Raw genomic sequence first — 26,466 nt, 5'->3', positions numbered from 1 at the left:
CTTCTCTCTGGAGCGCCCGCAGGCGCGTCATAAAACAACAAGCCACGCAGGTTGCGTGGCTTGATTGTACGAAAAATGGCCGGACGTGCCGGCCGAAGGCCGCGCAGTATACCGCAAAGAAAGCAATAAACAGCCCCCTGCGCGACCATCTGTCATCTGCCGCAAAAGCCCGGTTTTATTGACCTGAAGGTCAGCCAAAAAGATCAAAAGATCGCAGCCTTCGGCAGCTCCTACAGGGATATGCATTCCAATGTAGGAGCTGCCGAAGGCTGCGATTTTTTCAGGAGGCTTGCGCAGCACCGCCTTCAAGCTTGCGCCACAGCAACCGCACGTTGGCCTTGCGTACCAGGGCGCAGCGGTACAAACGAATCTCCAGCGGCACATGCCATTGCGGGCCGCCGCACACCACCAGTTCACCGCGGGCCAGCTCTGCGCGTACGCTCAGTTGCGGCACCCAGGCGATGCCGAGGCCTTCCAGCGCCATGCTTTTCAGGCTGTCGGCCATCGCGGTTTCGTAGATCGTGGTGAAGCGCAACTGGCGCTGGCGCAACAATCCATTCACCGAACGGCCGAGAAACGCCCCGGCGCTGTACGCCAGCAACGGCACGCTCGCCTCGCCTTCCAGATCGAACAGCGGTTTGCCATCCAGATCGGCCGCGCACACCGGCAGCATCTCGGTCTGGCCCAAATGCAGCGACGGGAAGATTTCCGGGTCCATCTGCATCGCCGAATCCGGGTCGTAGAACGCCAGCATCAGATCGCAGCCACCTTCACGCAAAGCGTGCACGGCGTCGCCAACGTTGGTCGCCACCAGCCGGGTGGCGATATTCAGCCCTTCGTTGCGCAACTGGGCGATCCAGCGCGGGAAAAAGCCCAGCGCCAGCGAGTGCGCCGCTGCGACTTGCATGACCTCGCCCTGCCCGCCTTCCAGATGATGCAGGTGGCGCAGGACTTCACCGAGTTGTTCGACCACGGTGCGCGCAGTCACCAGAAACAACTGCCCCGCCGCCGTCAGTTCGACCGGCGTGCGCGAGCGATTGACCAAGGTCAGCCCCAGCGCCGCTTCGAGGCTGCGGATCCGCCGACTGAATGCCGGCTGAGTCACGAAGCGCCGTTCGGCCGCCTGCGAGAAGCTGCGGGTGGCGGCCAGGGCACTGAAGTCCTCGAGCCATTTGCTTTCCAGATTCATCACGTCCTCCGGGACACGCACCAAAACAGGTCACACGTCTGCCGCACAGGCGGCGTCACATGGGCATTATGCCGAATGTGCATAGGGCAGTGCTGAACAGCATTGGCCCAAAAATCCCCACAAGCCTAGCATTCGCAGCGTTCCGGCACAGACCGGGTCCTTATCGAGATGATTTCTATCATGTCCTCCGCTGCATCTTTCCGCACAGAAACCGACCTGCTTGGCGCCCTCGAAGTACCGGCCCATGCGTATTACGGCATCCAGACCCTGCGAGCGGTGAACAACTTCCGCCTCTCGGGCGTTCCGATTTCGCATTACCCGAAACTGGTTGTGGGCCTGGCGATGGTCAAACAGGCCGCCGCTGACGCCAACCGCGAGCTGGGTCACCTGAGCGAAGCCAAGCACGCTGCCATCAGCGAAGCCTGTGCCCGATTGATCCGCGGCGATTACCACGAAGAGTTCGTGGTCGACATGATTCAAGGTGGCGCCGGCACGTCCACCAACATGAATGCCAACGAAGTGATCGCCAACATTGCTCTGGAAGCGATGGGCCACGAGAAAGGCGAATACCAGTACCTGCACCCGAACGACGACGTGAACATGGCGCAGTCGACCAACGACGCCTACCCGACGGCGATCCGTCTGGGTCTGCTGCTGGGTCACGACGCGCTGCTGGCCAGTCTCGACAGCCTGATCCAGGCGTTCGCGGCCAAGGGCAAAGAGTTCGACCACGTCCTGAAAATGGGCCGTACCCAGCTGCAAGACGCCGTGCCGATGACCCTCGGCCAGGAATTCCGCGCGTTCGCCACCACCATGGGCGAAGACCTCGCGCGTCTGAAGACGCTGGCCCCGGAACTGCTGACCGAAGTCAACCTCGGCGGCACCGCGATCGGCACTGGCATCAACGCCGACCCGCGTTATCAGGCACTGGCTGTTCAACGTCTGGCTTTGATCAGCGGCCAACCGCTGGTACCGGCTGCCGACCTGATCGAAGCGACCTCCGACATGGGCGCCTTCGTGCTGTTCTCCGGCATGCTCAAGCGCACCGCGGTCAAGCTGTCGAAGATCTGCAACGACCTGCGTCTGCTGTCCAGCGGCCCACGCACCGGCATCAATGAAATCAACCTGCCGGCGCGTCAGCCAGGCAGCTCGATCATGCCCGGCAAGGTCAACCCGGTGATCCCGGAAGCCGTGAACCAGGTCGCGTTCCAGGTCATCGGTAACGACTTGGCGCTGACCATGGCAGCCGAAGGCGGCCAGCTGCAACTGAACGTGATGGAGCCGCTGATCGCTTTCAAGATCCTCGATTCGATCCGCCTTCTGCAACGTGCCATGGACATGCTGCGCGAGCACTGCATCGTCGGCATCACCGCCAACGAAGCGCGCTGCCGCGAACTGGTCGAGCATTCGATCGGTCTGGTCACCGCACTGAACCCGTACATCGGCTACAAAAACGCCACCCGCATCGCCCGTATCGCCCTTGAAAGCGGCCGCGGCGTGCTGGAACTGGTGCGCGAAGAAGGTCTGCTCGACGAAGCCATGCTCGCCGACATCCTGCGCCCGGAAAACATGATTGCCCCGCGTCTGGTTCCGCTCAAAGCCTGAGCCGACGCGAACTTGTAGCACCGCTCACCAGGTCGAGGGACTAGACACCTCTCACCTTTTGAGGGCTTGGGGATTTTGTCCCCGAGCCCTTTTTTTTAACTTCTTTGCGGGCAGGACGTTAGATGCTTTGTGTATTCGATACCGCCAAGATCGCAGCCTTCGGCAGCTCCTACAGGATTGACGTGCACCTGTAGGAGCTGCCGAAGGCTGCGATCTTTTGATTTGCAGCAACCTCGTTTCGTCGCTTGCACCACTACCGTGCAGACGGGCGCGCCACTGATCGGTATAGTGCCGCCCCTCTTCGCGTGAGCGGTCGTCGGTAACGAGGCCATCACCCATGCGAAACCCGAACTAATAACAAAACCCGCGATATGGATCCGGGACGAAACCTTCGCCTCACCCGTCGTGCCGCGCGCAGGCCGGTGTAACACGATGTTTCTCCGCTCCAGCATTTGCACCCACAAAAAACAGCGAGGAAAAATCCATGCTCGAAGTCATCAACGACTTCCTCTCAGGGAAAGTACTGATCGTGCTCATTGTCGGGCTCGGTAGTTACTTCACGATTCGCTCGCGTTTCGTTCAACTGCGTCATTTCTTCCACATGTTCGCGGTGTTCCGCGACAGCCTCAAAGGCAGCGCCGGGCAGCTCAGCTCGTTTCAGGCCTTGATGCTCAGCCTCGCCGGCCGCGTCGGTGCAGGCAACATTGCCGGTGTCGGCATCGCCGTGACCCTCGGTGGTCCGGGTGCGGTGTTCTGGATGTGGGTAACCGCACTGGTCGGCATGTCCAGCAGCTTCTTCGAGTGCACCCTGGCCCAGGTCTACAAGCGCGCGGATGGCGACGGCCTGTACCGTGGCGGTCCGGCCTACTACATCCAGCACGGGCTCAAGCTCAAAGGCATGGCGATAGTCTTCTCCGTTCTGCTGCTGGTCACCTACGGCTTCGCCTTCATCGGCCTGCAGTCCTACACCGTGACCCACTCGCTGCAGAACGCCTTTGACTTCAATCCACAACACACCGGTATCGTCCTGGCGGTGCTGCTGGCCATCACCTTTATCGGCGGGATCAAGCGCATCGCTTCGGTCTCCGACCTGCTGGTGCCGATCAAGACCCTGGCCTACATCGGCGTGACCCTGTACGTGATCGGCACCCAGATCGAACACGTGCCGGCCATGCTGGAAACCATCTTCAAGAGCGCCTTCGGCCTCGACCCGGCCTTTGCCGGGCTGCTCGGCAGCGCCATTGTCATGGGTGTGAAGCGTGGCGTGTTCGCCAACGAAGCGGGCCTGGGCAGTGCGCCTAACGTCGCCGCTGTGGCCGCCGTCAAGCACCCGGGCGCGCAGGGCGTGGTCCAGGCTTTCAGCGTGTTCCTCGACACCTTCGTGATCTGCACCTGCACCGCGCTGCTGATCCTGCTGTCGGGCTTCTACACCCCGGGCTTCGAAGGTGACGGCATCGTCCTGACCCAGAACTCGCTGGCTGCCGTGGTCGGTGACTGGGGTCGCATGTTCGTCAGCGTCGCACTGTCGCTGTTCGTCTTCACCTGCATCCTCTACAACTACTACCTGGGCGAGAACAGCTTGCAGTTCCTCAGCCGCAACCGCGCCCTGCTGATGCTGTTCCGCGGCCTGGTGCTGGCGCTGGTGGTGTGGGGTTCGATGCAGGACCTGACGACGGTATTCGCCTTCGCCGACATCACCATGACCTGCCTGGCCTTCGTCAACCTCGTGGCCCTGGCCATGCTGTTCAAGGTCGGCCTGCGGGTGATGCGCGACTACGATGAGCAGCGTCGCGCCGGCGTCAAACAGCCAGTGTTTGATTCGAGCAAATTCGCCGACCTGGATCTGGATCGCAACGCCTGGCCGGTCAACCCGCCAGCAGCGGCGGGCCAGACTGAAACTGCGCCGCAAGGCGTACCTGCAGCGCAACGCTGACAGGTGAATGACGGGCGCATCCCCTGCGCCCGTCAGTTATTGTGATGCAATAACCTGCAGGATTGAGCCTGCTCGCTCCTGCAAGGCCCTCATCGTTTCGGAGAATCCTATGAGCTCGTCGACCTACCCCGCCGCTCAACACGTCATGGTGCTCTACACCGGTGGCACCATCGGCATGCAGGCCAGCGCCAACGGGCTGGCCCCGGCGTCCGGTTTCGAAGCGCGGATGCGCGACTACCTGCACAGCCAGCCTGAGCTGGTAGTGCCGCAGTGGCAGTTTCGGGAAATGTCGCCGCTGATCGACAGCGCCAACATGACCCCGGCCTACTGGCAGCAACTGCGCGAAGCGGTGGTCGATGCCGTGGACGTGCAAGGCTGCGACAGCGTGCTGATCCTGCACGGCACCGACACGCTGGCGTACAGCGCGGCGGCGATGAGTTTTCAGTTGCTCGGCCTGCATGCCCGCGTGTGTTTCACCGGCTCGATGCTGCCGGCGGGTGTGACCGACAGCGATGCCTGGGAAAACCTCGGCGGCGCGCTGGTCGCCCTCGGCCAGGGCCTGGCGCCGGGCGTGCATTTGTACTTCCACGGCGAACTGCTGGCGCCGACCCGCTGCGCGAAAGTGCGCAGCTCCGGCCGCCATCCGTTCAAACGCCTGGAGCGTCAGGGCGGTGGTGTGAAGGCGCCTTCGATTCCAGTCGCGCTGAACTACAACCAGCCGAAGCAACTGGCAAAAGTGGCGGTGTTGCCGCTGTTTCCCGGGATCAGTGCCGAAGTCCTCGACGGCCTGCTCGACAGCGGCATTCAAGGTCTGGTGCTGGAATGCTACGGCAGCGGGACCGGGCCGAGCGACAACCCCGAGTTCCTCGCCAGCCTTGGCCGCGCACGGGATAACGGCGTGGTGGTGGTTGCAGTGACGCAATGCCATGAAGGTGGGGTCGAGCTGGATGTCTACGAGGCTGGCAGCCGCTTGCGGGGTGTTGGCGTGCTGTCCGGTGGCGGCATGACGCGCGAGGCGGCGTTCGGCAAGTTGCATGGCTTGCTGGGGGCCGGGCTGGAAACGGCTGAAGTGCGCCGACTGATTGAGCTGGATCTCTGCGGCGAACTGAGCTGATCTGTCACAACGCAAATCCCCCTGTGGGAGCGAGCCTGCTCGCGAAAGCCATGACACATTCGGCATTCGTGTGCCTGACACACCGCTTTCGCGAGCAGGCTCGCTCCCACCAGGGATTTTTGTACGGCATATAAATTGCTGCGTTCCAGCCACCTCCAGGCTGGAAGATCCCATGCTCCACTCCCACCTCACCACCCTCAACGCGGTCTCGCTGATCCTCAACACGTTCAAGGCCGAAGGCCTGTCGAGCGAGGCGCTGCTGGCTGGCAGCGGCATCGTGGCGGCGGATCTGCAGCGTGCCGATACGCGCATCACCACCCATCAAGAGATGCAGGTCTGCACCAACGCAGTCGCGCTCAAGCGTGACATCGGTCTCGAATTGGGCCGGCGCATGCACGTGTCCTGTTACGGCATGCTCGGTTACGCCCTGCTGACCTGTGCCACCTTCGGTGACGCTTTGCGTCTGGCGATCCGTTATCCGGCGCTGTTGGGCACGTTGTTCGAACTGAGCCTGGAAGACGATGGCGAGGAGGTCTGGTTCGTCGCTGCTGATTACCGTGAAAGCCCGGCGATGGCGGTGTTCAACGCCGAATTCTGTCTGGTGTCACTGAAAGTCATCTGCGACGACTTGCTCGGCCATCCGCTGCCGCTGCGCGCCACGCGCTTCGAACATGCAGCGCCGGACTATCGCGACAGCTACGCCGAACCCTTCGACTCGCCGCTGCACTTTTCGGCCAAGGACAACGCCTTCGCCTTCGACCGCCACTGGCTCGAGCAGCCGCTGCCGCTGGCCGACGCGATCACCCATCAGGCGATGGCAGAGCGCTGCCGCAAACAGAATCTGGAGTTCACCGGACGCCAGGCCTGGCTGGGGCGGATTCGGCAGTTGCTCAGCGCGCAATTGAATGCCGCGCCGGGGCTGGAGGGGCTGGCGCAACAGATGAAATGCTCACCGCGCACCCTGCGTCGCCACCTGAAAGACATGGGCAGCAGCTATCAGGAACTGCTCGATGAACTGCGCTTCGAACGGGCCAAGCAGATGCTGTGTGAAGACCAGTTACCAATCTATCGGATCGCCGAGACGCTGGGCTTCAGCGAGACCGCGAGTTTCCGTCATGCATTTGTGCGCTGGAGCGGCGTGGCGCCGAGTCAGTTCCGACCGCACTGATGTCTGCTCCAGGCATGAGCCTGCATGAACAAGGGGCGAATTTCGGTCAGAGGTTTTGGCCATATCGATCCCCTTTTGGCCGCTCCCGACGTTCTCCGATTCAACTTGCGCCGCAACACTGAAGACCACCGAATCAGCCTTGCGGAGAGCAACAAATGCTGACGATCTACTCAGACGATCACCACTTGCACCATGGCCGCTGCGAACTCATCGATGGCCAGCTCAAGCCGTGCTTCGAGATGCCGTCGCGTGCCGACCATGTGCTGCAACGCGTGCACAAGCAAAACCTCGGTGCGGTCGAAGCGCCGAAGGATTTCGGCCTGGAGCCGATCGCGCGCATTCACAGCCGCGACTATCTGGAGTTTTTCAAAGGTGCATGGCAGCGCTGGACCGAGTTCAACACTGACGGCGACTTGCTGCCTTACACCTGGCCGGCGCGCACGCTGCGTGCGATCAAACCGACCAGCCTGCATGGCCAGCTCGGTTATTACAGCTTCGACGGCGGCGCGCCGATTACCGCCGGCACCTGGCAAGCGGCCTACAGCGCAGCGCAAGTGGCCCTTACCGCGCAGGCTGAAATCCAGCGTGGCGCACGCGCGGCCTTCGCCCTGTGCCGTCCGCCGGGACATCACGCCGCCAGCGACTTGATGGGCGGTTATTGCTACCTCAACAACGCCGCCATCGCCGCTCAGGCCTTTCTCGATCAGGGCCACAAGAAAGTCGCGATTCTTGACGTCGACTACCACCATGGCAACGGCACTCAGTCGATTTTCTACGAACGCAGCGATGTCCTGTTCACTTCGATCCACGGCCACCCGGAAGCGGAGTTTCCGTTCTTCCTCGGCTATGACGACGAGCGCGGCGAAGGTGCCGGTGAAGGTTTCAATTTCAACTATCCACTGCCGGCCGGTTCCGGCTGGGATGTGTGGAGCGCGGCGCTGGATCAGGCCTGCGGCGAGATCGACAGTTACGGCGCGGACATCATCGTCGTCTCGCTCGGCGTCGACACGTTCAAGGACGATCCGATCTCGCAGTTCAAACTCGACAGCCCAGATTACCTGGCCATGGGCAAGCGCATCGCCGCCCTCGGCAAGCCGACCCTGTTCGTCATGGAAGGTGGCTACGCGGTGGAAGAAATCGGCATCAACGCAGTGAACGTGCTGGAAGGTTTCGAACAATGAAAAAGCGACTGATCGCCTCGGCGCTGTGCGCGGCCCTGCTCAGCGCTGGCGCCCACGCCGAAGAACGCACGCTGCGCGTCTATAACTGGTTCGACTACATCACGCCCAAGGCGCTGGACGACTTCAAGGCACAGAACAGCCAGACCAAACTGATCTACGACATCTTCGACACCAACGAAGCACTCGAAGCCAAGCTGCTCACCGGCAATTCCGGTTATGACGTGGTGGTGCCGTCCAATGTGTTCCTCGCCAAGCAGATCGAAGCCGGGGTGTTCCAGCCGCTGGATCGCAGCAAACTGCCGAACTGGAATCACCTCGATCCGAAACTGATGAAGCTGATCGAGGCCAATGATCCGGGGAACAAGTTCGCCGTGCCATACATGTACGGCACCATCCTGATTGGTTTCAACCCGGCCAAGATCAAGGCAGCGCTGGGCGACAACGCGCCCGTGGACAGTTGGGATCTGATCTTCAAAGAGGAAAACATCAGCAAGCTCAAGCAGTGCGGCGTCGCCCTGCTCGACTCGCCGTCGGAAATTCTGCCGCTGGCTCTGCAACACCTCGGTCTCGACCCCAACAGCAAGAAGCCGGCGGATTACGCCAAGGCCGAAGCGCTGCTGATGAAAATCCGCCCTTATGTGACGTACTTCCATTCCTCCAAGTACATGGCTGACATTGCCAACGGCGACATCTGCGTGGCCGTCGGTTATTCCGGCAGCTTCTCGCAAGCGGCCAACCGCGCCAAGGAAGCGAAAAACGGCGTGGTGGTCGATATGCGCTTGCCCAAAGAAGGCGCGCCGATCTGGTTCGACATGCTCGCCATTCCCAAGGGCGCGAAGAACACCGAAGATGCCTACACCTTCATCAACTATCTGCTGCAACCGGCGGTGATTGCCCCGGTCAGCGACTTTGTCGGTTATCCAAACCCGAACAAGGACGCCACCGGCCTGGTCGATCCAGCCATTCGCAACAACCCGAACCTGTACCCGACCGATGCGGCAATGAGCACGCTCTACACCTTGCAGCCGCTGCCTCGGGATGCCGAACGCGCACGCACGCGAGCCTGGACGAAAATCAAGTCGGGGACCTGAAACCGGCTCGTTTGCCGAAGACCCGCCGAGGCGGGTCTTTTTTTGCCTGGCAGCTTTATCTACCGCACGGGTCGCTATCGCTCCTTTTAACTTGCCCTGCTCCGCCGCCCTCGCGGCGTCCCGACAGAGCAGGAAACCACCATGACCGCCATTCCCAAAGCCAGTGCCGTCGATATCGTGACTCAGCTGGTTACCGGCCCCTCGCTGCAAGAAGTCGCATCAAAAACGCTGCGCGAAGCCCTCAAGACGTTGTATCCGAATCTCGACATAGACCCGCGTCTGGCGATGGTCGTGCAACCCACCTGGACCATTGTGGATGGTCGAGTGATACCCGACGGGTATCAGGCTGGATCGCTGACCAACGCCCTGGTGCGGCTCGGCCTGTCCGGTACCACGGTGACGTACCTCGATGGTGAGCATTACCTGACCCTGCAACCCGGCGTGCCCGCCCCTGCGCATCTGCCGGTGAAGATCGATGCGATCGGCCTGTTGCTCAACGAACTGGCACCGCTGCTGTTCATCGCCTACAAGGAACAGCACGTCGACTACTGGGACGAGTTCACCTATCCCGGGCAACCGCGCTGGCAGCAATTGTCCGAGGCACTGCGCAACCTGTGGAACGTCGATGCCAGCGTCGGCTGGGATGCCGATGAAATCGCCATGGCCCAGGCGATTTTCAAACAGCCCGACCCGCAACAACGCCTGGCCCCCGCCCCGTACTCGGCAAAGGCATATCTGATTGATCTTGATCGAGGGAGCGCCGACCCGCAAAGCCACTTGACCCTGCTCGACGCCGCAGTGTTGGTCGGCAGCATCGCAGACCGTACGTTGATTCTCACCCACGCGATTACTCAGGGCTTTCAGCGTTTCGATTCACTGGAGGAACTCGGCGAGGCTCTGCTGCGGATATATGGCGCAAACGCCTCGGGCGAAGATCTCAAGTGGCGGCTGGTCGAACCCCAGGGCAATTTCTTCGACCAGCAGGCCTGCACCCTGATTTCCCTGGAAGCGGATGCCTTGGGCAAAATCAGTTTTTTTCAGGACTCCCCTGATAAACGCGTCTATCCGCATACCGGCACGGCCGGCAAACCGGCACAACCGACACCGCGCCTCGAAGCGCACTTCGAGCGTTTACAGCCGATGCTTCCGGACTGGCTGAACGACGCCTTGCCCATCGATCAGACACGTTACAGCCGGCACCTGCTGGACCTGACGACGCTGCAGCACGAGAACAACGGCAAATCCTTTCAGAACGAAATCACCAGCCTGCAGGCGTTCACTCGGGCAGCGCTGATCAAACAGATTCTCAAGGAGCAGCCCGACGCCAAAGACCTGGACATCGACAACATCGAAATCACCATCACCAGTCTCGTGGTCTGGGGCACGTTTGTGTTGCCGGGAAATACTCAGACTCAGACATGGACGCTGACCGAGCTCGCCCTGCAAAATCTCGCCGGCCTGCCCTTGGGCAACAAGACTGTGCGGTACAAGGATGGCAGCCCGGTACCCGAGTGGATGAGCGCGGCTTTTCTGGAAAAACTGGTCAGCACGGTCGACATCGGCAAGACCTACCCGGCGCATCTCAAGGCCGTACTGATAGACGACTCAGTGCAAGCGTCACGGTTGGAAAGGCTCTATACCAGTCAGCTACGCGTGGAGCTGCCATTGCTGGCGTTGCAGCACAAGATCCAGGGCAGAGCCGGCATTGACGAATCGGGTTATCGATACGTGGTTGCCGCGTTGGCCACGACTGACGCAGAACGCTACGTCGATGGTGAGGAAATCGTCATTCGCCCATTGGCCTTCGTCGCTCATCGCAGCCGCTCCACCGCAGACACTGTCGACAACATGTATGTCATAGGCCCGCGCGATGCCGACAAAGGGCCGTGCGTGCTGTATCGACCGTTGTTCGACAAGGCTCTGCTGCAATATCCGGGATTTGCCAATCTGCTCTTTGCGATCCAGCATTCGCGACATCTGCGCGATTCGGTACTGGCCTGGTTGCCGGACGATGTGCGCTTCAATTACAGCCAGTTCGTCTTCACCGCCAGGCTGCCCTCGGTGTGGACGATCCCGCAACTGATGATCAACCCGACCACGGCGCTGGACATGTCCGGCGCGGTCGCGCTGGGCACTCAGGTGATCGCCAGCGATGTCCTCGCCACCCTGCACGAACGCAACGTCAAGGCGCTTGTCACCCAAGCCGACCGGCAATCGGTCTCCGATGCAGAAGCACGCTGGGCCTCGCTGAAACAGGGTGGCTGGGTGATGCTCAATGCCGCACTGCCGTTTCTGGGCCGCAGCGTAGGTACAGCGGCGTGGATCTGGCAGATCATGGATGATCTGCAGGAAATCACCGACGGCGCCAACGAGCAATCGGCGAAAGTCGCCTGGACGGCCATCGCCGATATCCTCCTGGCGCTGGGCATGGTGCTCGCCCATCGTGCGGCAATGGGTGATGCGCCATCGACGCCCGTGGCCACAACGCTCGAAGAGGACACAGCGACGAGCAAACCTGCCGCCAGAATCGTCAAAGCGCTGCGCCAGCCGGACATCACCGGCCCGCAATTGACCGAAGTCCATGGCACATCGATCGACAGCATCACGGCGTTGAAACGATCCCCGTTGGCCCTCGCCAAGCTGTTGGATACGTTCAAGGTCGGCAAGCCCAAAGGGCTTGGCGCTGCCACCAGAGAGGGTGCGCAGCGAGGCCTCTACGCCCACGCAGACAAATGGTACGCCCGCGTCGGTGAACGCTGGTTCGAAGTCGCGCGCAACGCGCATGGCGATGTGCACATCGTCGATACGCGTCAGCCCACCCGACCTGCCGGACCCAGGCTGGCCTATACCGCCAACGGCCAGTGGGTAATCGATCTGCGCTTGCGTCTGCGCGGCGGCGGATTGGAAGAAGGTCGCCAAGCCGCGCAAGGCATAAGAACCAAGGAGGTGGCCGTATTGGCCGAGCAGATTACTGCGTTCGATTTGACGATGGAGAGCAAAGGGAGCCGTCTCGATGCAGACCGCAACAGCCTGCACGATGCCCCTGCGCAGGCACGCGAGCAAGCGCTTGCGCAGTACCTTGCCACGCTCGATTCACAGCACAACGAATATGCCGCAAACATAAAGCTGATCAAGAAACTCAACTGCAAGCAGTCGATCCCCAACTACCGCACGGTAATGCCGGAGCGGTTGGACATGCAGTTGTTTCTGGGACAGGAGTGGCTGAGTAATAACGCTTCGGATTACCAGCAGCGGGTACTCGCGGTGCAGGCGATACTCGACGACGAACTGCGCAGCGAATCGCAGGCAGCCACCTCTGCGTTCGAACAGTTGAACGATGTCACTCAAACCATTATCGAGAAAATGGAGTCGGCTGAAGCCTGCATGAAGGAGCTCACCAGGCTGGGACCGGATGGCTTGGATGTAAAGCAGAAATACAACATCAGCCTTGCGCCCTACCCGCTGGATGATCTGAAGACTCTGCAGATCAGTCTCGGCCAGTACACCTGCATCAAGCCCGGCGATTCCACCGCTCATGTCGAGGCACAACAAGCGCTGGCCGGTCTGTTCGAAGATGCTGCGCTGAACGTTCAAAGTTCACGGGACCTGAGCGCCGATGAAAGCCTCAGTGATCTGCGCATACGCATCGACGCCCTGAGCCAGGTGAGCGAACAGTTTGCTTCCGTGGACAAGCGATTCGATGACCTGGCGAGTGAATATTCCGAACACATACACACGGAGCGACTCAAGCAGTTGCAGGCGCGCGTGGCCGCATTCAAGGAAAGCGCCGACAATCGACTCGCCGATCTGTTGCGCTACCGGCATTTACTGGTGCCGCAAGCCGGTCCGTCGAGACCTTCCCCGTCATCTTCGAATCGGCAGATCATCAAGACGCGCAACAAGGGCATCCTGGTCGGCGAACGGAAAAAAAGCCTCGACGGCAAAGACACCGATCTGGTCGAGGTCAGTACAGCACTGACGAGAGTCATCGCGACATTCAAGGAGGAGTCGCCAGGTATCTGGGTCGAACAGAATGCACGGCCGGCACCGTCGCCAAAAGCCCGGCCCAACCTCAACAACAGCATCAGCGCAGGGCAGGCCTTGATCGACGGGCTGGCGGCGTTTCATCGACGCATCGAGGCGCGCCTCAAACGCGGCTCGCGCATTCCGGTGGAAGTCGAAGAGGAATACCACAACCACGCCGCCCTGTTGCGCAAGGCCGGTGCCGCCATCGATGAAGCGTTGACGGCGAGTAACCTAACCGCTGCTCTGCATGAACCGTCCGAAACGCTCAACCACAAGCTCGACGCTGCGGCTACGACGCTGGAGGAAAAGGGCACCAGCACGCGAATCCGTCTGGTCAAGCAACAACTACCTACAGCCGCCGGGGTCGAGTGGCTCAAGGACAAGGGCGAAGTGAACATTTCGAAAACCCTGACCCGACGGCGCCTGAGGCGCCATAAGAATGACTTCCTCGACGAGTATCAGATTCGTGATGCGCATACCGACAAGGTCCTCTGCTATGCGCATTTCCATTACAGCAGCGCCGACGCGCCCGATGGCGCATTTTTGCGTGGACACATGAAGACAGTTGCCCAGCACCGCCTGGGAGGCACCTCTGAAATAACCGATGTGGATAATCAGAGACTGATCGAAATCCATCGCAGCGAAATTTCCAGTCGCAGCGCCGAAACGCTGTTCTTCAATCTCGCCAAGCCTGCCGCAGACGCGACAGCGCCGCTTTGATTGCTGGCTCTGGTACGGCAGCGAAACCCAGCACCAGGCCGGCGCGCTTATCCATGGGCGTAGTCGAATCGGGGAGCCAGTAGCTGCTCAGGCCGTTGATTTCGACATCGACCTCAGCGGCCTGAGCGATCAATTGCTGCTCGCGCTCGATGCTGTCCACGGCGACGGTCAAGTGCAGCCCGGCCGGCACGGCGGGCAGTTGACCGACGCCGGCGACCGTCGGCCAGCCTTCGAGCAGGCAGTTGCGTCGGCTCAGCGCAGCCCGGCGCATGCGGCGGATATGCCGCTGGAAATGCCCGGCGGCCATGAATTCGGCCATCACCGCTTGCGTGCTGACCTCCGAGTGCCGCACATCGACGGCGCGGCGTTGCGCGAACGCCTCGACCAGCGCGGGCGGCAGCACCAGATAGCCCAGGCGCAACGCCGGAAAAGCGACCTTGCCGAACGTACCGACGTAGAGCACACGCCCCTGACGATCAAGTGCCGCCAACGGTGCCAGCGGTGCGCCGGTGTATCGATACTCGCCGTCGTAATCATCCTCGACGATCCAGCCGCCGACACGCTCGGCCCAGGCGAGCAGCTCCAGACGCCGGGCCAGGCTCATCACCACGCCGGTCGGGTACTGATGAGACGGCGTCACGTAAGCCACTCGACAATCGCTGAGCTGAGCCATGGCGCTACAATCGATGCCGTCGCTGTCCACCGCCACCCCATGCAATTTCGCCCCCGCTACAGCGAAGGCATGTCCGGCGGCGCGATAGCCCGGATTCTCGATCGCCACGCCGTCCCCAGGCTCGACCAGCAGCTGTGCACAAAGGCTGATGCCCTGCTGCGCGCCACTGGTGATCACAATTTGCTCAGCCGTGCACTGCATACCGCGCGAGCTGCGCAAATACGCAGCAATCATGCCGCGCAGCCGCGCGTCACCGGCCGGGTCGCCGTAACACAGCTGCTGCAGATCCGGTTTGCGCCAGAAAGCCGCGTTGAGCTTGGCCCAGACCTCGAACGGAAACAGATCGAACGCCGGCACACCCACCCGAAAAGCACGCGGCGGACCGCTCGGTGGTCGCGGCAAATGATGCTTTTCAATGCGGGAAAATCCGTCGCTGTGGATAACTTTGCTGGATGAATTCACAGGTAAATCCAGCCAATTTGTGGATAAGGCTGTGGATAAGCCTGTTGACAAGCCTGTGGATGAATTTGTGGATAGTTTTTTCTCAGGCGTGGATGCCTGAGCCAATTGCGCCACGTAAGTACCGTCGCCCACGCGTCCTTCGATAAAGCCCTCGGCATACAACTGATCGTAGGCGCGCACCACGCTGTTGCGGGAAATGCCCAGCGCCCAGGCCAGGTCTCGGCTGGCCGGCAATCGCGTGCCACTGGCCAGACGTCCATCCAACACCCGCAGGCGCAGAGCCTGATAGAGCTGGCGGCTCAGGCCCTGACGGCGATCAAGCTCGATTCCGGCCGGATTGAAAGGCATCGACAAGGGTGGCAGATCAGGCATGGCGAATGGACCTATGAAATGGCTCAGCAATGGCTCTTACAACGGACCAATAGCCTGCCTAGGATGCAGGCATTCGCCAAGGAAAATCTGTCCATGTACACGCCACGCGCCTTTGCCATCGAAGACTTGTCCCAACTGCACGAACTGATCCTCGCCACGCGCCTGGCCATTCTGGTCAGCCACGGTGACAGCGGATTGCAAGCCAGCCACGTGCCGGTGCTGCTGCATCGCGAACAGGGCGAATACGGCACGCTCTACGGCCATCTGGCCAAGGCCAATCCGCAATGGAAAGACCTGCGTGACGGCGCCGAGGCGATGCTGATCTTCGCCGGACCAGACGCCTACGTCAGCCCGGGCTTCTATCCGAGCAAGGCCGAGCACGGCAAGGTCGTGCCGACCTGGAACTACATCGCCGTGCACGCCTACGGCCAGGCTGAGACCTTCAGTGATGGCGGCCGCTTGCTCGACATTGTCAGCACCCTCACCGACCGTCACGAGGCAGGCCGTGCCCAGCCGTGGTCGGTGGACGATGCGCCAGCCGATTACATCGACACCATGCTCAAAGCCATCGTCGGTTTTGCCATTCCCATCGACCGCCTCGAAGGCAAACGCAAGCTCAGCCAGAACCGCAGCGCCGAAGATATTGCCGGGGTGCGCGAAGGCCTCGCCGCAAGCCCCGACGCCAACGACCAAACCCTTGCCAGCCTGATGCGCTAAGGATCTACCCATGACCCAGATCGACATTCGCCCGGTCAGCGCCAATGACCACGCCGCTTGGCTGCCGCTGTGGCAGGCGTACCTGCGCTTCTACAACACGGAACTGCCGGACGCTGTCACCCAAAGCACCTGGCAGCGTTTTCTCGACCCGAACGAACCGATCCACGCCGCCCTCGCCTGGGCTGAAGGCAAAGCGCTGGGCATGGTGCATTACATCTATCATCGCTCGAACTGGAGCATCGAAAATTCCTGCTATCTGCAGGATCTGCTGGTGGTGCCGGAAGCCCGTGGCACCGGTGTCGGTCGGCTGTTGATCGAGCATGTCTACGCTACCGCCAAGGCTGATGGTTGCTGCAAAGTCCACTGGCTGACCCATGAAACCAACGCCACCGCGATCCAGCTCTACGAGCGCATCGCTGAACGCCCGGGCTTCATCCAATTTCGCAAGGCACTGTAAGGAGACGCGCACATGACCGCTTCACTCGCTGACTGGAAAGGCGTCCCCGCCCCCTCCGCCACCCTGCTCGAGGGCCGTTTCATTCGTCTGGAAAAACTCGACCCGGCGCGGCATGCCGAGCAACTGTACGCCGCCCTCGAAGGGCCCGGTGCCGATCCGAAGCTCTGGGATTACTTGCCTTACGGTCCGTTTCCCGAGCGCAGTGCGTTCAACGACTGGCTGAACAATCATGCGGCCAACAGCGACCCGTATTTCTTCAGCGTCATCGACCGCGCGACTGGTCAGGTGCAAGGCATCCTCAGCCTGATGTCGATCGTCCCGGCGCAGGGCCGCATCGAAATCGGCCACGTCACTTTCGGTGCGCCAATGCAGCGCTCGCCGAAAAGCACCGAGGCGGTGTACCTGCTGGCCAAGTATTCGTTCGAGCTGGGTTACCGGCGCCTGGAATGGAAGTGCAACAACGGCAACGCCCGCTCCAAATACGCAGCCGAGCGTCTGGGCTTCAGTTTCGAAGGGGTGTTCCGCCAGCACATGGTGGTCAAGGGGCAGAACCGCGACACCGCGTGGTATTCGATTCTGGATGCGGAATGGCCGGCGATCGGTGCGGGATTCGAGCGCTGGCTGAGCGATGAAAACCAGACGCCTGATGGCCAGGTGAAAGGCTTGGCCGAGTGCCGTAGCTGATCGTCACAAAGCCCCTGTGGGAGCGAGCCTGCTCGCGAAGGCGCTGTGTCAGTCACTGAAATATTGACTGACTGACCGCTTTCGCGAGCAGGCTCGCTCCCACAATTGGCGGTTCTTTCTTAACGACGCAGTTCTTGCGCCAGCACCGCAATGTGCTCCGGGCCGATCCCGCAGCAACCCCCCAGATGACTGGCGCCGCGCTGTTGCCAGTCCAGCGCCCAGTGCAGATACCCCGGCGGATCGAGATCGTCACGCAACGGGTCGAGCCCGTCGTTGGCCGTGGCTTCTTTCGGTTGCGGAGGAAACGCGTTGGCATACGCGCCGATGTTGATCGTGACGCCGAGACGCTCAAAGGTTGCGCGCGCCGCATCGATAGCCGCGCCAATCACTTCAGGCTGACTGCAATTGAACAGCAGGGTTTCGACGCCGAGTTCAGCCGCCACCGCAGCCGCTTCGGCTACCGGCTCACCGGAGCGCAGGCGTGGCACTTCATCGGTGTCTTCATCCTTGAGGGTGAACGACAGCCAGAACGGTTTACCGTCCTTCGGCAACCCGGCGTGAATGGCCCGCGCCTCGATAATCGAACTCTGGGTTTCCGCCAGCCACAGATCAACATGCGGGGCCAACCCATTGACCAGCGGCGTCAGCAGCTCGGTCACGCGATCCGCTTCGAACAGATCCGGACGATACGAACCAAACAGCGGCGGCAACGACCCGGCAACACGCACTGGCTTGCCGGATGCCTGCACCGCCCGCCGCGCCAACTCCCCCGCCAGTGCCGCGAGCGCCTGGCCCTCAGCCGCAAAGCGCGCCTCGCCAATGTGAAACGGCACCACCGCGTAACTGTTGCTGGTGATCACGTCGGCGCCGCTGTTGATGTACGCGGCATGCACCGCCTCGACCGCCTGCGGCGCTTCACTCAGCGCCAGTGCCGACCACTCCGGTTGGCGAAACGGTGCGCCGGCGCGTTGCAACTCGCGGCCCATGCCGCCATCGAGAATGACCCTGTTCGCTGCGCCCATATGCTTTTCACTCATATGCTTATGAAAATAACTCACTATCAGAGTCGTTCTTATAACTATTTAATACGCACCACTCAGTTAATAACAACCTCTTTTTTCAACAGGAAGCGACTGTGAAACTCCAACCGCTATTGGCCCTGGGCCTGACCATTCTGGCCTCCACCCAAGCCTTCGGCGGCGCGACGCTGGACCGCGTCGAGCAGAAAAAAGAGCTGGTCGGCGTGCTCATGGAAAGCTATCCGCCCTTCTCGTTTCTCAATGAGCAGAATCAACTCGACGGTTTCGATGTCGACGTTGCCAAAGCGGTGGCGGACAAGCTTGGCGTAAAACTGCGTCTCGAAACGCCGTCCTGGGACGTGATCGCCGCCGGCCGCTGGAGCGGGCGCTACGACATCTGCATCTGCTCGATGACCCCGAGCAAGGCCCGCGCCGAAGTGTTCGACTTCCCGGTCGAGTATTACGCTTCGCCAGCGGTGATCGTGGTCAACGCCAAGGACGATCGCATTCACAGCGCCAAGGACCTGAGCGGCAAAAAGGTTGGCCTCACCAGCGCCTCCAGCTACGAAAGTTATCTGAACAAGAACCTGGTCATCGAAGGCGCCGAGGATACGCAGTTGCAGTATCCGTTCGAGGATGTGCAGATCGCTCCGTACGACACCGACAACGTCGCCTTCCAGGATCTGGGCCTGGGCGCCGGCGTGCGCCTGGATGCGATCCTCACCAATCTGGTCACCGCGCAGCCGCGCCTGAACCAGGACCAGCGTTTCAAACTGGCCGGCGAACCGCTGTACTCGGAACCCAACTCCGTGGCCATCGAAAAGGGTGACCCGCAGTGGGACGCCAAGGTACGCGAGGTGTTCGCGCAACTGAAACAGGACGGCACCCTGAGCAAGCTGTCGCAGAAATGGATCGGCGCCGATATCAGCCAATGACTTCTTTTCCGATCCCGCCACAGCCACCGCAACCGGTGGCTGAAACCCGCCTGCAAAAGCTCTTTGGTTTCCGTACGCGCCTGTACCTGACGTGGGCGGCGCTGTTCTGCCTGTTTGCCGGATTCTTCCTCAGCTTCGACCTGAAGTTCGCGATCATCCTCGACAAGCTGCCCAACCTCGTTGGCCTGAAGCTGGCGCCGAACGGCTTCCTGCAAGGCGCAGCGCTGACGCTGTTTCTCTGCGCCTGCTCGATCATCGCCTCGTCGCTGCTCGGTTTCATCACCGCGCTGGCGCGCCTGTCGAACAGCGCCGTCGCATTTGGCATCGCCAGTTTCTACACCTCGTTCTTTCGTGGCACGCCACTGCTGATCCAGATCCTGCTGATCTACCTCGGCTTGCCGCAACTGGGCATCGTCCCCGGCGCCATCGTCGCCGGCATCATTGCCCTGTCGCTGAACTATGGCGCCTACCTGAGCGAAATCTTCCGCGCCGGCATCCTCGGCGTCGATCACGGCCAACGCGAAGCATCCCTGGCACTGGGCCTGCGCGAAAGCGTGATCTTCTGGCGCATCACCCTGCCCCAGGCCATGCGCACGATTATCCCGCCGACTACCAACCAGTTCATCTCGATGCTCAAGGACTCGTCGCTGATCTCGGTAATGGGCGTCTGGGAAGTGATGTTTCTCGCCCAGTCCTACGGGCGCTCAAGCTATCGCTACATCGAAATGCTCACCACGGCGGCGATCATCTACTGGCTGCTGTCGATCGGGCTGGAGCTGATTCAGGCACGCATGGAGCGGCATTACGGCAAGGCGTATGTACGCCGTAGTTGAGGTGCATTCAAATGGTGTCCCGGCGAATCCGCACTACGCCCATTTTCATGCCGAAGGGGCGGAACACCGCGTTCAGCGACTTCAGGGTCTGATTGCCTTCGCCATGTTCGATATGCACCAGCGTGCGCACTGAAATCTTGCACATCTTCGCGAACTGGGACTGATGCAGACCGGTGACTTCGACCCGTAAACGGCGCACGGCGTCACCGATTTCCAGAGTGCCTTCGGCCAGTGATTGCTGAATGCTTTCGATGAGCGCCGTGCGCTCGAGGACGGTCAGACTCATTGCAGGTCCCACTCTTTCAAACGTTGCTCGAGGTTTTTCAGATGAACGCTCGGGTGATTCATGGTTCTGGCGGGCAAACCGCTGGCCGCAAGAATATCCGGCAGTGCGGCCAGACGGCGGGCATCCGCGCGCAGGCCTTCGAACAGCGCCGAGGCATCCAGCCCCGCCAACGAATCGTGCGGATCTGCGCTATCGGCCAATACGCGGCAGACACCTCGCCAATCGACATCGCCCGCCCGCTCCAATTCTCTTGGCCATTTGGTCGTACGAGTCACGCCTTCGTCATCCATGACCATCGGGGCGAGGTCATAAATCGGCGCGAGCTGGAAAGCGTTCTCTTGCCGGATGATCGCCGTGTTACGACCATGGTTATCTGAGTTTCCGAGGATTTTATTGATCAGGTCGCGACGCAGATAATCGGCGACGAGGCCGGCAATCTGGCTGGCCTGACCCGCTTTGCGCCAGAGCCCGGCGAGCATGCGGATCACGTCCAGATGATTCATGGCGCTGCCAGGCGTCGTCACTTCAGCCAGCGAATAAATCGATTCGACGGCAAAACGCGACACCGCCCCATCTTTCACTTGTCGATCAAAACGCCGCATCCACAAACTCGGTTTGTTCGCCTCTTCCAAGGCCAGGCCTTCTGCCGCGACCGTTTCGATGCCCAATGTCTGCAGCGCTTTGTAGTAATGGAATTCGCTGCGCAGGATGTCCTGGTCGGTCTGCCCGCCCCTGTTTCTGGCGAATTTCACGAACCAGTGCTGTCGCACTTCTTCATCGTCCAATACCGCATCGGGATACAGAAGCCCGGCGCTGTTCTCTGCCAGTAACAGCTTCGGAGCTTCCCCACCTGCCCCCGTCGCGCCACCGATGGCCGCGCCCAGCTCGTAGGCATATTCAAGAAAGCGGTTGTCGCGGCCAATGACCTCCTCGCGCATGAATCCGATCGGCTTCCTCTCATCGACTGCTTCCGCCGATTCCTTTATTCGCATGTTGCCAATGGGAGCCGGTGTACTGCGACCCAGCAGAAACAGATCGGCGCTGATCTCGGCGGGTCTTTCCTGACCCAGGCGGGCGAGCAGAAACCGCCTCGCTGCGCCTGCCGGTGCGATGTCGTGGACAAAGGCTGGTGTCTTCGCGCGCCGACCTTCCCAATCCAGCGGATACAGGGCACTCACGGCTTGGGAAAAAGGCGACCCGATCAACTCGATGTTTTCCACCAGATAGTCCGCTTCATAGCCAAAACTGCAGCGGCTTTCGAAGCCTTTTTCCGGATCATCGAAGTCAAGAATCATCGCGTCGTGCCATTGCCCGGCGGTGAAGATCTGGATTGTCAGGTTGTACATGTTGATTCCGTGCGCATTTTAATGCGTTTCAAGAAAGAGAAATTTTCGATAATTGCAATATAGTGCATTCTGGCAGCCGAAGACGCCCCAAATCTGCAACAAAATGCACATCAGCCCTCGCCACTAACTTACCAGCTGCAAAATAATGCAGATAAGCATTTAACTTCACGCTGATAAAAATGCCGTCTTCAAGCGAAAGCTGTAGGAAAAAGAACAAGCGGCGCCGCGCAAAAGAATTGTTTGCGAAATCCAGTGAGGATTTTCCACAGAACGATCCGATGTCGCCTGCGTGGATGCGGGAAGCGGCCGACATCGGTTTTTTTCGGGTAGCAATAGAGTTGGATTTTCTCGATACGGAAATCGAACCTGATGCCCACTCAACACCTATTCGCACCAAAACACCTGGCTCTGGCTATTTCACTGGCGCTGGGTGGCGCAGCGCTGGCTAACGCCGAGCAGTCCACTGAAGCAATTGAGCAGCCCCCAAGCATGGAAACGACGGAGCAGCCCGAAGCCAACCCCAAGCAACAGGCGATGGAACGGCTCCAGGGTTTTCTCACTGACGCGAGCACGGTACCGATCACCTTCACGACACCGGAAACCGTGTTCAAAGGGACTGACGTCAACGACTTGATTACCCTCACAGACGGCGCAAGCTTCACTGGCCGGCTGGATGGCGGCAAGGGCGATAACGTGTTGTTTCTGAATGCTGCGGATGGCGGCGCGTTGAACGACACGCGCAACTTCAATGGGTTATTCGTCGCCCAAGGCAACTGGACGCTGAGCTCAAAGGGTGATTTTCATGAAGGCGTTCTGGTCAACAGCGGTGGGGCACTGACCAACCTTGGCAGCATCAAGGGTAATGTGTATGTCCAGAATGGCGGCAGTTTCGCCGGTAAAGGCACGGTGGGAAATCTTGAGGTGGGTGGGCTGCTCACCGTCAATGCAGCGCTTGGCGCACCGCGAGTGAAAGGTAATTTGCACTTGGCGCCTGGTGCCGAATTGGCTTACGAGGTCACTCCCGCTGGTGGTCAGACGATCAAGGTCGATGGCACAGCTCAGCTTGACGGCGCCACCCTGAAAGTCGTCGCGGCGGGTGAATATCCGCAGAGCAGCCAATACAAAATCATCGAAGCCCGTGAGGTGAAAGGCGAGTTTGGCAGGATCGAGAACGATCTGGCGTATATGACGGCCACGGCTCAATACAACAAGAAATCGGTTGGGCTGACTTACGCTCGCAATGATGTAGCACTTGAAAGCCTCGCACCTACGGAAAACGCAGCTGCACTTGCAGGCAGTATTACCGGGCAGGAAGCATTAATTGCTACTACTGCACTGACCTCAACACCCACTTCGCCAATGCCCGCTTCAACTCCTACGGCAGCGGTCATCGCAGTGCCAGTGCCAGTGCCAGTGCCAGTCCTGACCTCGGTTGCAGCCCTGATTGAAGACTCCGCGCCAGCGACCTCATCGATACCAAACGAAATCTTGACTGCGCAAACCAGCGAAGCCGCCGCCCAGCCCGTGCCTCAACTTACAAAACCTGCTAACGCGGCAGTAGCCGCACTGCTGACCAGCGATAAAACCACCGCGCCCATCGCCCTCGATCAACTTGCCGCAGGCAGCAATGCCAACCTCGCCAAAGCCACGCTGAGCAGTATCACGCCGGTCAGTACGAGCATGCTCTCGGCGATGCGCCAACTGGACAACCGTTCCGGCGCTACTGACGGCTCGCGCAGTTCACCGCGTCAGGCCGCAGGCAACGAAGACTCCGGGCGGGTGTGGATTCAGGCGTTGGGCCTCGGCGGCAAGGTTGATCGCGACGCTGACGGTATCCTCCAACATGCCACGCAAGGGCTGGTCGTGGGCGCTGACTGGCGACTCGACGAGCACTGGCATGTCGGCCTGATTGGCGGCAAATCGCAGACGAAATTCGATGCCCGCCAGTACGACGGCGACCTCGACAGCTGGCACCTCGGCGCCTACGCCATGCGTCAGGATGGCCCGCTGTCACTGCGCCTCGGCGCGACCTACGCCAGCCATGACGGCAGCAGCACACGGCGGGTCGCGTTCAAGGGTTTCAGCGATCGTCTCAAGGGCAACTACGACGCCCATACTCAACAGGCATTCGCCGAAGTCGGGTTCAATCTGGGCCGGGATAGCGTCACACTCGAGCCCTACGCCAGCCTCGGCTACCAGCGCTATCAACGCGACAACTACAACGAAAAGGGCGGCGACGCGGCGTTGAAAGTCTACGGCCAGACCCGCGACAACTTCAGCAGCACCTTTGGCCTGCGGCTTGCGCAGGTCAATACGCTGGATAACGGCATGCATTTGACCCCGCGCTTGAGCGCAGGCTGGAAACATACCTTCGGCGAGATCGACAGCGACACCCGCCAGCAACTGCGCAAGGGCGGCAAGCGCTTTGAAGTGACCGGGGCGGCGCTGGATCGGAACAGCCTCGCGGTGGATGCGGGGCTCGACCTTGGTCTTTCGGCGGCGCACACACTGGGCGTGGGCTTAACGGGTGAGCTGGGTAATGACAGCCGATCGTATGGCGTGGCGGGTCAATGGTGCATGGCGTTCTGATGGATCAAGCACGCCTGCTGTGGGAGCGAGCCTGCTCGTGAAAGCGGTGCATCATGCAAAGATACTATTGGCTGACCTGGCGCATTCGCGAGCAGGCTCGCTCCCACATGTGATCCTTGGCAATGACCTGACAAGGTCGAAAATCACAGGCAAAAAAAAGGGGAGCACATGCTCCCCCGAGGTTTAAAGCGTTGGATCGCGACTGTTATCTCAGCCTTCGATCTCGATGAGGATTTCGCCCGGGTTGACCCGGTCGCCCTTGGCCACATGAATCGCGGTGACCTTGCCGGCAATGGCGGCCTGGACTTCGGTTTCCATCTTCATCGCTTCGGTGATCAGTACCGCCTGGCCAGCCTTGACGGTGTCGCCCTCCTTGACCAGCACATCGACGATGTTGCCGGGCATGGTGGTGCTCACGTGGCCCGGCGCCGAGGCCTGTTTGCGTTTGCTGCTGCCGCCGCCAACGAATTCGTTGAGCGGCTCGAACACCACTTCTTCCGGCATGCCGTCGATGGACAGATAGAAGTGGCGCTTGCCTTCAGCCTTGACGCCGACACCGGTGATGTCGACGCGATAGGTTTCGCCGTGGACGTCGATGACGAACTCGGTCGGCACGCCTTCGCCGCCCGCCGAAGCAACGGCGCCCGCTTCCGGGATTGGCAACAGCACTTCCGGCGTGAGGGTGCCGGCGGCACGCTCTTCGAGGAACTTGCGGCCGATGTCCGGGAACATGGCGAAGGTCAGTACGTCTTCTTCGGACTTGGCCAGTGCACCGATATCGGCACGCAGCTTGGTCATTTCCGGCTTGAGCAGATCGGCCGGGCGCACGTCGATGACGTCTTCGCTGCCGATCGCCTGACGGCGCAGTTTTTCATTGACCACGCCCGGTGCCTTGCCGTAGCCGCCCTGCAGATACAGCTTCACTTCATTGGTGATGGTCTTGTAGCGCTCGCCGGCCAGTACGTTGAAAAATGCCTGGGTGCCGACGATCTGCGAGGTTGGAGTCACCAGCGGCGGGAAGCCAAGGTCTTCACGCACGCGCGGGATTTCTGCGAGCACTTCGCTCATGCGGTTCAGAGCGCCCTGCTCTTTCAACTGGTTGGCGAGGTTGGAGATCATCCCGCCCGGCACCTGGTTGACCTGCACACGGGTGTCGACGGCGGTGAATTCGCTTTCGAACTGGTGGTACTTCTTGCGCACGGCATAGAAGTACAGGCCGATTTCCTGGAGCAGCTCCAGATTCAGGCCGGTGTCGTACTCGGTGCCCTTGAGCGCGGCGACCATTGATTCGGTGCCCGGGTGGCTGGTGCCCGAGGCGAAGCTGGAGATCGCGGTGTCGATGTGGTCGGCACCGTTTTCGATCGCCTTGAGCTGGCACATGGCGGCCAGGCCAGCGGTGTCGTGGGAGTGGATGAACACCGGCAGCGACTGCTCGGCTTTCAACGCGCGCACCAGTTCACCGGTGGCGTATGGAGTCAGCAGACCGGCCATGTCCTTGATCGCCACCGAGTCGCAACCCATGGACTCCATTTGCTTGGCCTGGGTGACGAAGGCCTCGATGGTGTGCACCGGACTGGTGGTATAGGCGATGGTGCCCTGTGCGTGTTTGCCGGCAGCCTTCACCGCTTCGATGGCCACGCGCAGGTTACGCACATCGTTCATCGCATCGAAAATGCGGAACACGTCGATGCCGTTCACCGCTGCCTTGGCGACGAAAGCTTTAACCACGTCGTCGCTGTAATGGCGATAGCCGAGCAGATTCTGCCCGCGCAGGAGCATTTGCAGACGGGTGTTGGGCAACGCCGCACGCAGTTGGCGCAGGCGCTCCCACGGGTCTTCCTTGAGAAAGCGCACACAGGCGTCGAACGTCGCGCCGCCCCAGCATTCCAGCGACCAGTAGCCGACCTTGTCGAGCTTGTCGCAGATCGGCAGCATGTCTTCGGTGCGCATGCGGGTGGCGAGCAGCGATTGGTGAGCGTCGCGCAGGATGGTGTCGGTAACGAAGATCTTCTTAGTCATTGGTATCTCCTCATAGCGGCAAGCTTCAAGCTACGAGCAGCAAGAAA

21 protein-coding genes are annotated in these 26,466 nt (G+C 60.7%); 13 read left to right on the top strand and 8 right to left on the bottom strand.

The features are described 5' to 3' along the window. Nucleotides 1–27 precede the first annotated feature (27 nt). Together D8U60_RS13175 and D8U60_RS13170 are read right to left on the bottom strand one after the other, a co-directional pair. Nucleotides 28–309 (bottom strand): hypothetical protein, encoded by a 282-nt coding sequence (locus D8U60_RS13175; protein ID WP_130900269.1) that lies wholly within the window; start codon nt 307–309, stop codon nt 28–30. Next, nucleotides 281–1,189, bottom strand: coding sequence for a LysR substrate-binding domain-containing protein (locus tag D8U60_RS13170; protein WP_016772473.1), 909 nt, complete (start codon nt 1,187–1,189; stop codon nt 281–283). Before D8U60_RS13170 ends, D8U60_RS13175 begins: the two co-directional genes overlap by 29 nt. Nucleotides 1,190–1,369: 180 nt before the next feature. Here D8U60_RS13170 and aspA point away from each other — a divergent pair, with 180 nt between their 5' ends. The 7 genes from aspA to D8U60_RS13135 all read left to right on the top strand — a co-directional run bounded on the left by aspA (nt 1,370) and on the right by D8U60_RS13135 (nt 14,027). Then, on the top strand, nt 1,370–2,794 hold the full coding sequence (gene aspA, locus D8U60_RS13165; protein WP_016772472.1) for an aspartate ammonia-lyase: 1,425 nt from the start codon (nt 1,370–1,372) through the stop codon (nt 2,792–2,794). A 484-nt stretch (nt 2,795–3,278) separates the two neighbouring features. Continuing rightward, a complete protein-coding gene (locus D8U60_RS13160) occupies nt 3,279–4,727 on the top strand; it encodes an alanine/glycine:cation symporter family protein (protein ID WP_016772471.1) in 1,449 nt (482 codons plus the stop codon). A gap of 109 nt (nt 4,728–4,836) precedes the next feature. Further along, on the top strand, nt 4,837–5,841 hold the full coding sequence (locus D8U60_RS13155) for an asparaginase (protein ID WP_122880275.1): 1,005 nt from the start codon (nt 4,837–4,839) through the stop codon (nt 5,839–5,841). A 172-nt stretch (nt 5,842–6,013) separates the two neighbouring features. After that, complete coding sequence (locus tag D8U60_RS13150; RefSeq protein ID WP_130900268.1) at nt 6,014–7,009, top strand: AraC family transcriptional regulator; 996 nt, start codon at nt 6,014–6,016, stop codon at nt 7,007–7,009. 155 nt (nt 7,010–7,164) lie between these two features. Further along, nucleotides 7,165–8,190 carry a histone deacetylase family protein gene (locus D8U60_RS13145; RefSeq protein WP_122612782.1) on the top strand — a complete coding sequence of 342 codons (1,026 nt, stop codon included), beginning with the start codon at nt 7,165–7,167 and terminating at the stop codon, nt 8,188–8,190. Then, a complete protein-coding gene (locus D8U60_RS13140; protein ID WP_122705509.1) occupies nt 8,187–9,281 on the top strand; it encodes a polyamine ABC transporter substrate-binding protein in 1,095 nt (364 codons plus the stop codon). The genes D8U60_RS13145 and D8U60_RS13140 overlap by 4 nt, the downstream gene beginning before the upstream one ends. A 141-nt stretch (nt 9,282–9,422) precedes the next feature. Further along, the gene (locus tag D8U60_RS13135) at nt 9,423–14,027 is read left to right on the top strand and encodes a DUF6543 domain-containing protein (RefSeq protein ID WP_130900267.1); all 4,605 of its coding nucleotides are present in this window, start codon (nt 9,423–9,425) and stop codon (nt 14,025–14,027) included. Here the strand turns inward: D8U60_RS13135 and D8U60_RS13130 are convergent. Next, nucleotides 13,984–15,534 (bottom strand): PLP-dependent aminotransferase family protein, encoded by a 1,551-nt coding sequence (locus D8U60_RS13130; RefSeq protein ID WP_130900266.1) that lies wholly within the window; start codon nt 15,532–15,534, stop codon nt 13,984–13,986. The two genes, D8U60_RS13135 and D8U60_RS13130, sit on opposite strands and share 44 nt — an antisense overlap. 93 nt (nt 15,535–15,627) lie before the next feature. Between D8U60_RS13130 and D8U60_RS13125 the strand changes: the two genes are divergently transcribed. From D8U60_RS13125 to D8U60_RS13115, 3 genes are read left to right on the top strand one after another with little or no spacing between them, the layout of a single operon-like run. Continuing rightward, nucleotides 15,628–16,251: an FMN-binding negative transcriptional regulator gene (locus tag D8U60_RS13125; RefSeq protein ID WP_122880335.1), complete on the top strand. Its 624-nt coding sequence runs from the start codon at nt 15,628–15,630 to the stop codon at nt 16,249–16,251. A gap of 10 nt (nt 16,252–16,261) precedes the next feature. After that, complete coding sequence (locus D8U60_RS13120) at nt 16,262–16,708, top strand: GNAT family N-acetyltransferase (protein ID WP_130900265.1); 447 nt, start codon at nt 16,262–16,264, stop codon at nt 16,706–16,708. 12 nt (nt 16,709–16,720) lie between these two features. Beyond that, a complete protein-coding gene (locus D8U60_RS13115) occupies nt 16,721–17,392 on the top strand; it encodes a GNAT family protein (RefSeq protein ID WP_071171378.1) in 672 nt (223 codons plus the stop codon). A 119-nt stretch (nt 17,393–17,511) separates the two neighbouring features. On the opposite strand, the gene D8U60_RS13110 is transcribed toward D8U60_RS13115, so the two are convergent. Then, nucleotides 17,512–18,414, bottom strand: a complete 903-nt coding sequence (locus D8U60_RS13110) for a homocysteine S-methyltransferase family protein (protein WP_024014847.1) — start codon at nt 18,412–18,414, stop codon at nt 17,512–17,514. 113 nt (nt 18,415–18,527) lie between these two features. On the opposite strand from D8U60_RS13110, the gene D8U60_RS13105 reads away from it, so the two are divergent. Together D8U60_RS13105 and D8U60_RS13100 are read left to right on the top strand one after the other, a co-directional pair. Further along, complete coding sequence (locus D8U60_RS13105; RefSeq protein WP_016772458.1) at nt 18,528–19,346, top strand: ABC transporter substrate-binding protein; 819 nt, start codon at nt 18,528–18,530, stop codon at nt 19,344–19,346. Continuing rightward, nucleotides 19,343–20,179: an amino acid ABC transporter permease gene (locus tag D8U60_RS13100; RefSeq protein ID WP_130900264.1), complete on the top strand. Its 837-nt coding sequence runs from the start codon at nt 19,343–19,345 to the stop codon at nt 20,177–20,179. The genes D8U60_RS13105 and D8U60_RS13100 overlap by 4 nt, the downstream gene beginning before the upstream one ends. Nucleotides 20,180–20,186: 7 nt before the next feature. Here the strand turns inward: D8U60_RS13100 and D8U60_RS13095 are convergent, their stop codons facing one another. From D8U60_RS13095 to D8U60_RS13085, 3 genes are read right to left on the bottom strand one after another with little or no spacing between them, the layout of a single operon-like run. Next, nucleotides 20,187–20,465 carry a helix-turn-helix transcriptional regulator gene (locus D8U60_RS13095; RefSeq protein WP_071171374.1) on the bottom strand — a complete coding sequence of 93 codons (279 nt, stop codon included), beginning with the start codon at nt 20,463–20,465 and terminating at the stop codon, nt 20,187–20,189. Next, nucleotides 20,462–21,811, bottom strand: a complete 1,350-nt coding sequence (locus tag D8U60_RS13090; protein ID WP_130900263.1) for a HipA domain-containing protein — start codon at nt 21,809–21,811, stop codon at nt 20,462–20,464. Before D8U60_RS13090 ends, D8U60_RS13095 begins: the two co-directional genes overlap by 4 nt. Before the next feature lie 28 nt (nt 21,812–21,839). Beyond that, the gene (locus tag D8U60_RS13085; RefSeq protein ID WP_130900262.1) at nt 21,840–22,124 is read right to left on the bottom strand and encodes a hypothetical protein; all 285 of its coding nucleotides are present in this window, start codon (nt 22,122–22,124) and stop codon (nt 21,840–21,842) included. 56 nt (nt 22,125–22,180) lie between these two features. Here D8U60_RS13085 and D8U60_RS13080 point away from each other — a divergent pair, with 56 nt between their 5' ends. Beyond that, nucleotides 22,181–24,400 (top strand): autotransporter outer membrane beta-barrel domain-containing protein, encoded by a 2,220-nt coding sequence (locus D8U60_RS13080; protein ID WP_130900261.1) that lies wholly within the window; start codon nt 22,181–22,183, stop codon nt 24,398–24,400. Nucleotides 24,401–24,610: 210 nt separating this feature from the next. Here the strand turns inward: D8U60_RS13080 and oadA are convergent, their stop codons facing one another. Next, the gene (oadA, locus tag D8U60_RS13075; protein ID WP_122506268.1) at nt 24,611–26,419 is read right to left on the bottom strand and encodes a sodium-extruding oxaloacetate decarboxylase subunit alpha; all 1,809 of its coding nucleotides are present in this window, start codon (nt 26,417–26,419) and stop codon (nt 24,611–24,613) included. Nucleotides 26,420–26,466: the final 47 nt, after the last annotated feature.

The sequence above is a fragment of the Pseudomonas sp. Sample_11 genome, assembly GCF_004307505.1.
In the GTDB taxonomy this organism is placed as follows: domain Bacteria; phylum Pseudomonadota; class Gammaproteobacteria; order Pseudomonadales; family Pseudomonadaceae; genus Aquipseudomonas; species Aquipseudomonas atacamensis.
The sequence above is the reverse complement of the archived record's forward strand: the minus strand, read 5'-3'. Positions and strand labels throughout refer to the sequence as shown.